The following is a 14,694-nucleotide window of genomic DNA, read 5'->3' on the forward strand; positions in this document are numbered from 1 at the left end:
CTATGAAGAAAGTTGACATTTGCTGTATTATAGATGATGACCCAATATTCGTTTACGGCACCAAAAGAATTATAAAAGAAGTTGATTTTGCAAATACCGTTATGGTATACTCTAATGGCCAAGATGCCCTTGACGGTTTAATGAAGATATCATTAACAGATGAACCTCTGCCAGATGTTATATTCTTAGACTTGAATATGCCCGTTTTAAATGGCTGGGAATTTTTAGATGAGTTTAAAAACTGTAAAAGTAAAAAATCTAGAAAAATAGTTATTTACATTATTAGCTCATCGGTAGATCCGAGAGATCTTGAACGTGTTAAAGACTACGAGCAAGTAGATACATACATATTAAAACCTATTACCCCAGATGATCTTTCTAAAATTCTAGGAGCTACGGTTGAGAGTTAGATAATATTGGTTATTTTAACCACCCACAATTGTTGATAAGTTAGATGAACTTTGATTTACCATAAGGAAAATCAATCTAAATATTTATATAACTTAGTCATTAGCAATATTTTATATTTAAAAACCTAAATCTAATTTAGATTTATTATTGAACAGTTTTAAATGAGCATATTTTCTAGTTGTTGTATCATTGATGACGATGAATTTTTCTCGGTAAGTACAAAGACCACCCTTAAACACTATGATTTCTGTGATAATATTTTGTATTACTCAGAGGGTCAAGAAGCAATTGATGGTCTAGTAGGTTTACTTGTGGAAAATATTACCTTACCAGATGTAATATTTCTAGATTTAAATATGCCCAACAGAGATGGCTGGTCATTTTTAGAAGAATTTGAAGCGCTACCCATAGACAAAATTGGTCATATTCAAATTTATATTACCAGTTCTTTCATAAGCCCAAGCTTTATGGAAAAAGCTAAAAAATATAAATTGGTAAAAGATTACCTTGTTAAGCCATTAACAGAAGATGCTATTAAAAAAATAATTGCTTCTAAGGAATAATCTTAAACTTATCTCTCACCGGGTGTAAAATCCATTGGGGCATTTTTTGGCTCGTTTACAGTACCCATCTCACCGGTATCATTAAATATTTGCCATTCATTTGCATTAAAGATGGCGTTACCGTTTACTATTTCTGGTCTTCGTAATGCTCTACCATCTTCAAATTCATGGTTGGTATTACTACCATCTTCCCCAACAACCCCAAATATATCTATGATTTTACCAAAAGGATCAACAAGAACAATATTGTCGTCCCCATTTGAATCTGCAGGTGAATTGGTACCTACCCCAAGGTCTGGAACAAAGCCATAGACAATTTCAAACTCCTCTGCATTCGGTGAAATGACCAATAATCCGTTTGCCTCTATCGTTAATTCAGACAAATCTATTGATGAACTAACTTCTACATTATCATTTGTATAACGTTGCAAAGTCCAACCTTTTAATGACAAACTATCGCTTGATGCATTATACAGTTCAATAAAACGGGCGCCTGCATTGTTATTAGGGTCTGCAATTTCAGATATTAAAATAGAGGTAGAAGTAAATTCGCCTATAAAATCTTCGCATCGTTCTTCGTTAAAATCCAAGTCGTATACATCTCTAATAATTAGCTGATACTCGTTATCATTATACGTTAGAATTCCGGTAACCGTTCCCATTTTTTCGGGAAGCAATTCTGCTTGAAAATCGGCATAACCGCTATTCAATATAGACAATTCATTATCATTGCAATCTATCAAAGTACGTATTGTTTCCTCTTCTTCTATGGCAAATGTTTTACCCAACTCATCTTCTTTAAATTCAATATTACCTATTTCAACCAAAGTGCCTATCATGGTTTGATTTAATTCTGATATTGAAGTACTAAGGGGAACAATACCATCATTCGCTTTGCACGATAGCAAAACATGATCAAATACAACATTTTTAGGCAATCTACCAACGCTACGATTTCCAAAAGAAGTAAATACACCGCCAACTTTGTAAACACCATTAGATTCGCCCAAATACATTCCCTTTAATTTTATAATTATTTGCTGACCAACATTAAAGAACAAATGAGAATCTCTTAATTCTAACTCGATTTGCATTCCATCTAACGGATTACTTGACTCATCTTGAAAATATATAGTATTAAAAAAATTACCTTCCTTATCCGATGAAATCACATAACCTTTTATCACCAAATCATCTTGTATTTGAACGGTCTCCCCTTTGTAGAAATTCTTAAGTTCCGAAATGTCTATATTTTCGAATTCCCCTTCTGAGCATATGATTTCTGGAGCATCAAAATTCCTGTTTTTAACACATGACATAAATACGAGCAAAATGCCCATACCCAATATCCTATAAATAATATTCTTAATAATCATTTTACTATGCGGTATTAAAAACTAAATGCAAAATTCAGAAAATAGGACCTTCCAAATCCGTACCAATATTTTGGAGCAAAAGAGGGACTACCACTTAAATTATCTTGCTTTAATTGACCATAATTTCCATTTCTACTTTGCTCGTAACCCCCAGTTCTAAAAGACGTATCGAAAACATTGTTGACACTTGCAAACACACTTATATATTTTCCCTTTTTAAGCCATGATTTACCGCCAACGATATTCAGCAAATAAAAATTATCAAGTGGTTTTTGCTTCAATAGTTTCTCCACATTTTCATCTGTAGCATCAGGAAATGGTAATTGCGTTTCTGGATCAATTAAAAAACTCTGAGTTCTAGTTATCGTAGAAATGTTAGCATAATTGTTTGCTAAATAATTTGCCGAAGCACTTACCCACCAATATTTAGGATCCCTGTATTCTATACCTACCGCAATTGCTTTTTGCGGACCTTGTGCCAATTTATAATCTTTAACTGCAGACTGTCCCAAAAATTTAGCACCAGATATATCGATTAAATCTTCATTAGCGCCAGCTGTATCAAAATTTATGGTCACAAACGGATTACTAGCATACATATGCTTGGCCACAGAAGCCACTAACGATAATTTTACGGCACTAGATAACTGATACTCCAAACCAAGTTCAGTGCCTAAATGTAACTTGTCTAAATCTGTCAACACTTCTTGTACAAAATCTGAACCTACACCAGAATCAACAAAGAAAAAATTGACATCTGTTAAATTTTGAAAACGAGTAAAAAACCCAGTCAATCTTCCCGTTAGTTTTGGCATCCTCAAATAATAGTTTGCATCTACACTCGTTATTTTTTCACTTTGAATATTCGGTACCACATTATTATTCTCTCTAGGATTAATAAATACATTTTGAAGTGTAGGTGCTTTATTAATATATGCCGCATTAACCGAAACCCAATGCCTTCCAGTGATTGTATATGATGCACCGGTTTTTACCGCCCAATTAGAGAAACTAACTTGTTGACTTTTACCTAACGAATTATCTGTAAAACGTTCATTCTTAAACATACCTTCTCTTTGGTAGTCGACCAAAGTATACCTACCAGATATAAATGACTTCACCTTATTATAATCTACACTTAGCTGCGTAAACATATCGGTATCATTACCACTCAAATTATAATTGTAATTGAATATGTCACCTTCAATTTTATTTATATCCGATGTTACGTCATTTAAAGTTTCTGAGAATACATCAATATCCTTATGATATTCCGCCCCAAGTAAATCTTCTATTTGAGCATAATTTTTAGAATTCAGTTTTCTATAGGTTGCGCCTAAATCTAACTGCAAATGACTATTAATTTCTATGTTCGAAGTTAACCTGGCGGTAAGTTGATTGTCTTTGGTGGTATCATCGTAAAAGACATAAGCAGCTTCACCATTCTGACCTCCACTGGTATTCGCTTTGTAAATATTTTCCCAATCTAATTGCGGATGGTCTAAAAAACCTTCTTCTGCTTGATTGGCACTTTCAAAATTGGCTCCGATAGGCGAATTCAGATAGAAACTGGGTAAATAACGATAATATGTAGGGTCTGGGTTGGGAGCATTAAAATAACCTAAGCGGCTTCTTTTATAGATTCCTGTTTGATACGCCAACCCAGCTTTAATCTGTAGCTTTTTAGATTCGTATTGGTAGTTGAGCAAAAACAATGGTTCACGAATATGGCGTTCTCTCGAGTTTCTTATTTTATCATTTTGAACCCCCCAATACGGATTATACCTATTTCCTTGAATTTCGAAAACTTCCTCAGTAATCGCAGAAGAACGGCCCCTTCTATTAGATGCTACAATTGCAGTGGCAGACAATGTGCTTTTATCATTCAACAAATACTCTGCAGAACCATAGATAGCGTAAGAATCATATAAAGTACCTTCAATATAACCTTGCTTCGCCCATCTTCTTGAGGCAGAAAGTATAAAGGCGAATTTTTCATTGTTAAGCCCAGAGTTATAGGTGGCCATAAGTCTACCACTATATGTTCTGTTTGATATAGAGGAAGACAATCTGGTACCGGGTCGCAATCCAGTTGGGCGTAAATCAATATTTGTATTACCAAGAATTCCACCAAAAGTAAAATCTGATGCAGATAATCCGTTTGTATATTGCTGATTTCTTATAACATCATTCAAGCCTCCCCAGTTATTCCACTGAGGTCTGCCATCATACATTTTGTTCATTGGCAATCCGTTTAGGTGAACTTCGCCATACTGCGAATCATAACCTCTTACTCTAAAAAATGCTTGCCCAAAATCAAATGCCGCCCTATTTAAGAATATATCCTTTGTGGATTGCAACAAAGCCAATGCGTTTGAGTTTACTTCATCATCTAACAGCTCGTCGTCTGTAATAGTGACCAGATTTATAGATTTTTCTATGGTAATATCACGTTGCAAAAGAACATCACCCAAATCAATATTTTTTTCTTCAAGAAAAACAGGAACACGTTTAATACTAAAATCTGAAGCTGAAATACGAAGTATGTATTCTCCTCTACTTGAAAAGTTCAATATAAAGCCACCAAATTCATCGGTATTAACTACATCGTTTTCACCTTCTAGAGTTACTTGAGCATTTTCAATACTTTCAACTTTCAATCTATCCTTTATGAATCCCTTAATTGATAAATTACCTTGGGCTTGAACGGAAAATATTTTAAATACTAATATTAAAAACAGGGTATGCTTAATCATTCTATAGCTTAACGCCTTACTAATAAGCCATTAAGATACTATTTAAGAAATAATTAACATGAAAAATCCGTATACTCACGGATATTTAAGACAAAATACCTGTAAAAATGCGCTTTGTACAATCAGTTTTCTTTTTTCTGACCTTTTTATCTTTTGCTCAGAACAATAATTCTTATCAAATTAGAACCATTGCATTTTACAACTTAGAGAATCTTTTCGATACAAAAAATGACACATTAATTTACGATGACGATAGAACGCCTGAGGGAAAAGACCAATGGACGAAGGAACGCTATTTGCATAAAGTTGATCAAATGTCTAAAGTTATTTCTGAAATTGGCTCTGAGGACAACCGAACTGCCCCAGATGTTATTGGCGTTTGTGAGGTAGAAAATTTAGGTGTACTTGAAGATTTGGTGCATCATAAAAATTTATCTGAATTCAATTACGGCATTGTCCATTACGACTCCCCAGACGAGCGTGGTATTGATGTTGCTTTACTCTACAAAAAAAGTGCTTTTGTTCCAGTTAGCTTTAATAGCCACAGATTACTGTTGTTCAATATGGAAGGTAAACGCGATTATACAAGAGACCAGCTCATTGTTGAAGGATTATTGGACAATGAAAAAATCTATTTTATGGTCAATCATTGGCCGTCTAGAAGTGGTGGGGAAGCAAGAAGTAGACCTTTTCGACTAGAAGCTGCCAAGCTGAACAAACGCATTATCGACTCGGTGAGAAAACAAGATGTTGATTCAAAAATCATAAGTATGGGAGATTTTAATGACGACCCCATTGACCCAAGCTTTAAAAAAATACTAAAGGTTAAAAAGAATACCAAAAAGTTAGATTCAACCAGTCTTTACGGACCCATGGAAAAACTATTTAGAAAAGGTAGAGGCTCTTTGGCTTATAGAGATAAATGGAATTTATTTGATCAGCTTTATATGACCTCTAGTTTAATCAATAATCCAAATGAGGGTTACAGATATTGGAAAGCTGGAATTTTCACCCCTAGTTATTTAATGGATCCAAAAGGTAAATATAAAGGTTACCCATTACGGACTTATGCAGGCGGAAGTTATATTGGCGGATATAGTGATCATTTTCCGGTGTACTTACACCTTATTAGAAAAATGAACCTATAAAAAAAGACCAAATTGAAATTCAATTTGGTCCTATATTATTATTTGAATAACCTTAATTAAACCATTGACCCCAAGGAATTCTACTTAATATCAGCAATAATCCTAGTCCGTAGAAAATAGCAATGCTTTTAAACTTCTTGTCTCCTTCTACAAACTTCTTGTGCCTAGACCAACCAATGGTTATTGCAGCAATCGCCAAAATATTTATAAACGGATGCTCAACCGCAAGCAAACGTGCCGCAGAAGTTAAACCACCCATACCAAATTCTTGTATTGCGCTTAATCCACTTGGAGAAACAAAGTATAATATTAAACCTACCAATAATTGAATATGACAAAGAATTAATGCAAAAAGACTTACTCTTAAGTCTTTACCCATATCAAAGATTCTTTTTGAAACGAGCCCCGAGATTGCATTAACTACCGCTAATATTAGTACGGCCAATGCTATATAGCCCAGGTAAGAATGAAGTATGTGTATAGTTTCGTACATAGTATGTTATTTAGGTTTTAAATGTACTGAATTTTGAGCAAAAAAAACCCTGACTTAGCAGTCAGGGTTTAATAAATTATGTAATTGGATTCTTAGAAATCGTAACGCAATGTAAGGTTCCAAGTTCTACCCCAACCAAAGTAACCTTGGTTAGAAACCGCTATACCGTCATACAACTCTTCTCCTGCTTCTGCAAAGTTAGCAGTAGTTAAAGTAGACAAATACTCAGTATCGAAAAGGTTATTAATGTTACCTCTAATTTTCAACTGCTTCAATTTATCAGCTCCTAAAGGAACTGTAAATGTAAGACCTGCATCTAATAAGTTATAAGAAGGTAATTCTAAATTTTCCTTAACCGCACCAACATCAGAATAAAGATTATCGTAGTATCTCCAATCAGAGTCAATAGCGAAGTTTTGGTTAATCTTATAAGCAAAACCTAAACCACCTGTAAACTGTGCAGCACCACCAACTTTACCACCGTCATAGTCAACTGTTTCTTGACTAATTAAGTTACGATCTTCATCTGTAACCTGTGTAGTAGCTTCACCTTGATATACCCAGTCACCTACAGAAAGGAAACCGTTTATTGCAAGACCAGTTGCAGGTCTTACTTTGAAATCAAATTCTACACCTGAGTGCAATTGCTCTGTACCGAAATTAGTTGTGAACGTAAGTACATCATCAACAACATCTGAACTAGAAACAACTCTATCTTTCCAAGACGTTCTGTATAAGTTAACATTTGCTGAGAATATTGAAGTTTTAAAACCATAACCTGCCTCTAATCCTAATATCTTTTCGTTCTCAGTTAAAGGGTTAACTTGGTTTGTAAAGTTCAAGTAAATATTATCATGGTATGGTTGACGGTTATAGTAACCAGCGTTTACATAAAAGCTATGAGCATCAGATGCTTTGTAACTTAAACCAGCTTTTGCATTGTAACCAAAATTATCAACTTTTTCAGAATCAACACCATCTGTAATTCCAGCTGGTAGAGGCTCACCTGTAGCCTGAGAAGAAGTACCATCGATTAATGATTGATCTGCGTACTGGAAATGATCAAATCTTTGGTGGTACTGATTAGAAACAGAACCTTGAAAGAAAGCTGATAAATTATCGTTTGCATATTCTAACTGCGTAAACAAACCTCCGTAAGAGATGCGCTCATCATTGCTATATGCAATTTTTTGATCTTCGTCATAAGAATCAAACGCTGCTTCCCAACCAGAAGGTCGGTAACTTTCAGTTGCTGTTACAAATTTATATGTTCCAAAACCACCATATGTTTCATGGTTGTTATTTTGATCTCTAAGACGAATTTGCTCTGTCCAAGAATTTAAACCGTGGAAATCAGAAACTACTCTAAAGTGTTTACCGTAATATGTTCTTAAATCAAAACCAACATTCCAAGATAAGTTATCGGTAAGTTTAGTTTCAAAATTTGAAATTAAACCATACCAGCTATGTAAGTTCATAGATGCTCTAGTAATGTAGTTGTCCTCTGGACCAAAATACTCACCAGCACCATCAGTAACTTGTGCATTCTGGGCATAAATAGCATCATAATCAATACGACCTTCCGCAGTTCTTATTCTATTACCACGATCACCGGTTCCACCACCGTTACCCCATGATGCATACGCAACTGTAGAAAGGCTAGATTTGTCGCTAATTGTCCAGTCCCAGTTTAAGTTAGCAACTGGCTTATGATAGAAGTTTCTTCTTTCAGTTTTGTATTCACCATTATATGTACCCCAGTTATTGTTGTAACGTAGTCCATATTCCAAATAATCAGATATAGGTTTTGTAAAGTTTTGATCATGAAATTGTGGAGCCCCAGTAATTAAAAAGTTAAAACCGTGTTGGTCATTTGGTCTATATCCTGCAGAGATAAAGTATGTTTGACCTTCACCAAAGTTACCTTCGTTGTAACCATCACCTTGCCAGTGAGAAAGCATTACACTTAATCCCCAACCTTTTTCAGAAATACCAGTATTATAACCTGCTGTAGTCTTAATGTAATTGTCATTTGCTATGGTAGAATATGCAAATCCACCTTGATTCATTTCTGTAGCTTTGGTTACAAAGTTAACTGTACCACCCACAGAAGAGATAGCTAACTTAGAGGAACCCAAACCACGTTGAATTTGTACACCACTAGAGATATCATTTAATCCAGACCAGTTAGACCAGTACATTTTACCGTCTTCCATACCATTAATTGGTTGCCCATTTAAAAGGAAGGCTGTATTATCTTGCTCAAAACCACGAACTCTAATGTTAGAATCACCGTAACCACCAGCTTGACCAGATACATAAACAGATGGCGTATTAACCATTGTCATTGTAATATCTTGAGTACCTATTTTTTCCTGAATCGTCTTTACAGGAATTGATGATACTGCAATTGGCGTTTGTCTGTCGCTAGCAAGGTCAATAAGACCCCTACCAACTACTACAACACCCTCTAACTCCTCAGCATTTGGCTCCAATACGATAGAACCAATACTACCCGTAGAAGTAAAGGCAACTTGTTTAGAATTAAAACCGATGTAAGAAACTACTAAAGTTCCAGACTCGGCGCTTGCGTTAATTGTAAAATTTCCATCAAAATCCGTTGATGTTCCATTGGTTGTACCTTTTACCATTACTGTAGCACCTGGCAATGGAGTATTTGTATCGCCATCTAATACAGTACCTGTAATTGGTCCTTGTGAAAAAGCAGTTACGGTCATTAAAAATGCCGCTAATGCAAAATACATTTTTTTCATTTTTTTCAAGTATTTGTTAGTTTTTTAACTTGCTGCAAAAGTCAATTATTTTTAAACCTTCAACGTTAAGACAACGTTAAATCAGCACTTCAAAAGTACCCAAAAACTTAACATGATTCACTTGAAAATGAAATAGTTACCCTTTTAAAAGAATCTTTATCGTATTGAAAATTATTTCTTAAAATATTGCAAAAGTCGCAATGTGGAGCTGTCATGATTAGAAATATCTGAATTTTTAATATCACTAAGAATGGTGCCCGCCAACTGTTTTCCTAGCTCTACACCCCATTGGTCATAACTAAAGATGTTCCAAATAATACCTTGCACAAAAATTTTATGCTCATACAGCGCTATCAATGAACCTAGGCTTTTCGGCGTTAACTTATCAATCAATATAGTATTTGTTGGCTTATTGCCAGCAAAGACTTTAAACGGAGCAAGCTTGTCAATATCCGTTTCCGACATATCCTTTTCCTTTAACTCTTTAACAACTTCTTCTTTTGTTTTACCATTCATTAAAGCCTCGGTCTGTGCAAAATAATTTGCCATCAATTTATCGTGATGATCCTTATCTCCATGTAAAGAATACTTAAAACCTATAAAATCGGTCGGTATTATTTTAGTGCCTTGGTGAATTAATTGAAAAAAGGCGTGTTGAGAATTTGTGCCGGGTTCTCCCCAAATAATGGTACCAGTTTCATAACCAACTGTATTTCCTGCTCTATCTACACTTTTACCATTACTTTCCATGATACCTTGTTGTAAATACGCAGAAAATCTACTTAAATACTGTGCATAAGGTATTATAGCTTCTGTCTCAGCACCATAAAAATTATTATACCATACACTTAGTAATGCCATCACCACCGGTACATTTTCAGAAAAATCACTTTCCCTAAAATGCTCATCGGTTTCATGAGCACCTTCTAACAGCGCATCAAAATTATCATACCCAACGGCCAATGCAATTGTTAGACCAACAGCACTCCACAATGAAAACCTACCACCAACCCAGTCCCACATTGGGAATACGTTTGCAGCATCTATACCGAACTCGGCTATTTTTTCACTGTTAGTAGAAACCGCCGCAAAATGTTTTGCAATATCTTCTTGTGTGCCATGCTTTAAAAACCACTTTTTAATAGTTGTAGCATTACTCAATGTTTCTTGAGTTGTAAAGGTTTTAGAAACTACCACGAACAGAGTTGTCTCAGGATCTAATGTCTTTAAAACTTCATGAACATGATCACCATCTACATTACTTACAAAATGAACGGATAAATGATTCTTATAAAACTTTAAAGCTTCGGTTACCATTGCCGGACCTAGGTCTGAACCTCCAATACCTATATTTACCACATCGGTAAATGGTTTGCCCGTGTATCCTTTTAGCTCCCCACTTATTACAGCATTGGTAAATTCTTTTATATGCTCCTTAACTTGAAATACTTCGGGCATAACATTTACACCGTCAACCAATACCTCATCATCTTTCTTTGCCCTTAAGGCTGTATGTAATACTGCCCTGCCTTCGGTCTCGTTAATTAATTCGCCATCAAAATAATCCTTAATAGCTCCTTTTAAATTAACTTCTTCTGCCAACTTCAGTAGCAACTGCATTGTTTCTTCAGAAATTCTGTTCTTTGAATAATCGAACAAAAAATCGTTCCACTGCAATGTAAATTTCTCTGCTCTATCTGCATCAGAAGAAAACATAGACCTTAAATGCGTGCCTTTAGTCTCTTCATAATGTGCGTTTAGTTTTTTCCAAATATCTGTTTGCTGTGGATTTATTTTATCTGGTGCCATTTTCTTGATTTAGTGTTAGTAAGTCCTCTTCGTCCTCTAATAAAACTTTAGGATAAATAATACAATCTAATTGTTCTTTATATGTTGAAATGTATGCGAAATATTCTTCTTTTAATGAATCGTGCAACGGTTCTGCTTGTGGAAGCTCTTCTTTTAACGGATCTACTTGCCTGCCATTTTTCCAAAAACGATAACACACATGTGGCCCACCGGTATTACCCGTCATACCGATCCAACCAATTACATCTCCTTGGCGTACAAACTCCCCCTTTTTAACTTTTTGGGCTTTCATATGTAAATACTGTGTAGAATAAGTACCGTTATGCCTAATTTTTACATATTTACCATTACCGCCTCTTCTAGTAGATTCTACCACGGTACCATCTGCAGTTGCCATAATAGGGGTTCCAATTGGCGCGGCGTAATCGGTTCCTTTATGAGGGCGTATTTTGTAGCCGTAATATTTAATTCTACGTTTAAGGTTATATCTAGAAGATAATCTACCATACTCAACGGGCATTCTTAAAAATGTTCTTCTTAAGTTGTTCGCATTTTCATCAAAATAATCTACCAAACTTCTTAGCGAGTCATTTTCATATGCGAAAGCATAAATGGGTTTGCCGTTATGCTGAAAGTATGCAGCTTCTATTGGTTCTGCACCAGCATATACCGTATCATTAATATATTTCTCATTATAAATGATCTTGAACTTGTCATTTTTTTGTAATCTGGAAAAATCAATTGTCCACGCATATACATTTGCCAAATTATGGGTAACATTATAATCTACACCTTGCTGTAAGATAGCTTCAGACAAACTTGATTCAATTATACCGGAAACTTCTCTTTGTACATATTTTACCTTATTCTTTTCCTTGTATACTTTAACGGTATCTCGCAAATCTACCACCGTATAATTAATAGGATCATTTTCATAAATGAATACTTGGGCCTGTGCCATGGTGTCTTTAGACTGTAAAATAACATAAGGTTTCCCTACACGAATTTTACGAACATCAAAAGTATCCCTGAAATTTTCTGAAATAGCGGCTACCTTAAGATAGTCGACTTTATGCTGCTGCATTAATTCGCCAAAACTGTCGCCATATTTAATGGTGTCTAACTTGACATGAAATTCATCTAAATTAAAACCAAACCTTTCATTTAATACCGGCTTTTCTATTTTACCGATATCTTGTGCGATATCTTTCTTTTGTACTTCACCTTCTTTACACGATATCATTGTGGTCAAAGCCAAAATTACGCCCCAAAATTTCTGCATTACTCTCCTCTTGATTTATCTGGATTCAACATATGGTCTACCCATTGCTTACCCCAATTGTTTAATTCTAATTCTGTATATAACTCTGGAAAAAAGACGATTTTCTGAAAACTTGGCGGTAAATATTCTTTCCAATTAGTACCACCGGTAGCATCTATATCTCCAGTATCTTTTCTTAAATATCTATGAGCAGACCCCATGTGCATCAATTGCCAATTAATATTGGCGTTCATATCTAAAGTTTTCAATGCTTCAATCAATGAAGGGTCTTCTCTTTGCTCTTTGGGTAAACTTAAGTATTTATGATATATTGTTGCATTCTTCACCTGTTTTGCAATTCTGATCAGCCTTGGTGTATACCTATACTCAAATTGTTTTAAGGTTAAGGTTTTTTCTCCGGTTGAAAGATCGGTAGCCCCTTTTTTCCAATAGATATGTTCGTATAATTCTTCTATGCTATTATCTGAAGTAAACTGTTCTCGATCAGAAACATGAACTAAATTTTCTAATGGGGTTGCATACAACTCTATCATTCTAAACTGAGCCGATTGAAAACCACTCGCAGGAAGCAGAGCCATACGATACTGTAAAAACTGCTCGCGTTCCATACCCTTTATCATCACACTAAATGATGAAATCAATACCTTATAATAACTATTTATTCTTCTAATTTTTTCTACAAAGAAATCAAGATTACCGCTTTTATCATCTACCAATTGTTTTTGCTCATGCAAAATCAATTTAAAATACAACTCGGTAATTTGATGATACATGATAAAAATCTCCTCATCGGGGAAATGAGTTCTTGGCACTTGCAAACTTAACAAAGTGTCTAAATGTATATAATCCCAATACGTTAAATAACGCTGATGCAATAAGCCATCTAAATAAGAGCTAAGATCTTGCCCTGAATCTTTATATTTTTCTTCTAGTTTAGAGATTTGGGATTTAATCTTCTCTTTATCTTTCATCTATGGGTTAATCCATTATAATTTTAAACTGATGTTTTAGACCATTATACCCATCTAAATCTGCTTTGATAGCGCCTACTGCTAAATCTGCCTTTATTCTAATAGGTATTCTATTATCATCATTAGAAACCCATAACGACAAACTTTCCTGCTCTTTAAAAACTCGACCAGATTGAACCAGTGGTCTAAATTTTAAGCATTCTACTTTACCGTATTTAGTATTCAACACTTCTTTACCTAAATATTTAAGCTTAAAGTTAAAAATACCATCATCATCATAAAGCATTTTAAGAGTAATAGCTTTTCCTATTTCAAGGTCTTCCGTTTTATAGTTGTTCCTTAAAAAATAAAAAGCGGATATTAAATCCTGTATATTGTCCTCTAGTGTAAAATTAAGCTTTTTCTGGTTTTTCTTATCATTAAGTTCTGCTTTAGACGCATTATGATCAAAGTTTATTTCTACATCTTTGGTATAACCACCTTCATCAATTTTACGAATAAATCTATATGGTTTACCATCTTCTTTATCAAAATAGCTTTCATACGTGTCATCTACTTTAAAAAACCAACTGGCGACACCTGTTGTTTCTCCATGACCAACCACATGGTAAACTGGCTTGTCGTCTATAGTTGCAGAATTTACTTGCAATGTTGCAAAGCTGGCATTTAAAAACCCATAGTGCATTCTAAACTTTAACCATTCTCCAGTTTTAAAGGCTGATTGAGAACTTTGAGCTTGCACGCCAAAACAGGTTCCTATAAGAGCAAGTAAAATCAATTTTTTCATAGTTCGCAGTTTATTGTAAAAATAGCAATAGATAATTTTCTATATCTATAGTTACAATATCTTAAACAAAATTTATTCCAAAGTATTGTTGTATAAAAAAAGCCCAGTTTTAAAACTGGGCTTTTCCTAAATAACCAACCAAACTTTAAATTATGAAAAACCACTACTTAAAGTTGTAAGGGAACCACCCCTTAGCTGGTGTAAATTTAAGGCACTTTACGCTACCCAAAGTACGGTTTAACTTACTTTAACGATAAACTTAACAGTTATTCACACTTCTAATAAATAATTGGGAATCTCTTAAGAATTTAAGGTCGAATTAAT

Annotated in this window: 11 protein-coding genes; 3 read left to right on the forward strand and 8 right to left on the reverse strand. The window is 34.6% G+C overall.

The annotated features are described in order from the left end of the window. Positions 1-2: 2 nt before the first annotated feature. Positions 3-410 carry a response regulator gene (locus tag EXIGUO8A_RS05855; protein ID WP_116771331.1) on the forward strand — a complete coding sequence of 136 codons (408 nt, stop codon included), beginning with the start codon at positions 3-5 and terminating at the stop codon, positions 408-410. Between the two features lie 162 nt (positions 411-572). Further along, positions 573-974, forward strand: a complete 402-nt coding sequence (locus EXIGUO8A_RS05860; protein WP_116771332.1) for a response regulator — start codon at positions 573-575, stop codon at positions 972-974. Between the two features lie 8 nt (positions 975-982). Here the strand turns inward: EXIGUO8A_RS05860 and EXIGUO8A_RS05865 are convergent, their stop codons facing one another. Next, the gene (locus tag EXIGUO8A_RS05865; protein WP_159302372.1) at positions 983-2,350 is read right to left on the reverse strand and encodes a DUF5689 domain-containing protein; all 1,368 of its coding nucleotides are present in this window, start codon (positions 2,348-2,350) and stop codon (positions 983-985) included. A 14-nt stretch (positions 2,351-2,364) separates the two neighbouring features. Next, on the reverse strand, positions 2,365-5,106 hold the full coding sequence (locus tag EXIGUO8A_RS05870; protein WP_159302373.1) for a peptidase associated domain and porin domain-containing protein: 2,742 nt from the start codon (positions 5,104-5,106) through the stop codon (positions 2,365-2,367). Positions 5,107-5,213: 107 nt separating this feature from the next. On the opposite strand from EXIGUO8A_RS05870, the gene EXIGUO8A_RS05875 reads away from it, so the two are divergent. Further along, positions 5,214-6,254 (forward strand): endonuclease/exonuclease/phosphatase family protein, encoded by a 1,041-nt coding sequence (locus EXIGUO8A_RS05875; RefSeq protein ID WP_159302374.1) that lies wholly within the window; start codon positions 5,214-5,216, stop codon positions 6,252-6,254. A gap of 52 nt (positions 6,255-6,306) precedes the next feature. On the opposite strand, the gene EXIGUO8A_RS05880 is transcribed toward EXIGUO8A_RS05875, so the two are convergent. From EXIGUO8A_RS05880 to EXIGUO8A_RS05905, 6 genes are all read right to left on the reverse strand, one after another. Beyond that, positions 6,307-6,747, reverse strand: coding sequence for a hypothetical protein (locus EXIGUO8A_RS05880; protein ID WP_159302375.1), 441 nt, complete (start codon positions 6,745-6,747; stop codon positions 6,307-6,309). A gap of 92 nt (positions 6,748-6,839) precedes the next feature. After that, the gene (locus EXIGUO8A_RS05885; RefSeq protein WP_159302376.1) at positions 6,840-9,521 is read right to left on the reverse strand and encodes a TonB-dependent receptor; all 2,682 of its coding nucleotides are present in this window, start codon (positions 9,519-9,521) and stop codon (positions 6,840-6,842) included. A 171-nt stretch (positions 9,522-9,692) separates the two neighbouring features. Beyond that, positions 9,693-11,330: a glucose-6-phosphate isomerase gene (pgi, locus tag EXIGUO8A_RS05890; protein WP_159302377.1), complete on the reverse strand. Its 1,638-nt coding sequence runs from the start codon at positions 11,328-11,330 to the stop codon at positions 9,693-9,695. Then, positions 11,317-12,612: a M23 family metallopeptidase gene (locus EXIGUO8A_RS05895; protein WP_159302379.1), complete on the reverse strand. Its 1,296-nt coding sequence runs from the start codon at positions 12,610-12,612 to the stop codon at positions 11,317-11,319. Before EXIGUO8A_RS05895 ends, pgi begins: the two co-directional genes overlap by 14 nt. Then, positions 12,612-13,583 carry a tryptophan 2,3-dioxygenase family protein gene (locus EXIGUO8A_RS05900; protein ID WP_159302381.1) on the reverse strand — a complete coding sequence of 324 codons (972 nt, stop codon included), beginning with the start codon at positions 13,581-13,583 and terminating at the stop codon, positions 12,612-12,614. Before EXIGUO8A_RS05900 ends, EXIGUO8A_RS05895 begins: the two co-directional genes overlap by 1 nt. Before the next feature lie 7 nt (positions 13,584-13,590). Beyond that, on the reverse strand, positions 13,591-14,370 hold the full coding sequence (locus EXIGUO8A_RS05905) for a DUF3108 domain-containing protein (protein WP_116771341.1): 780 nt from the start codon (positions 14,368-14,370) through the stop codon (positions 13,591-13,593). Positions 14,371-14,694: the final 324 nt, after the last annotated feature.

Source organism: Maribacter litoralis (assembly GCF_902506355.1).
Classification (GTDB): Bacteria; Bacteroidota; Bacteroidia; order Flavobacteriales; family Flavobacteriaceae; genus Maribacter; species Maribacter litoralis.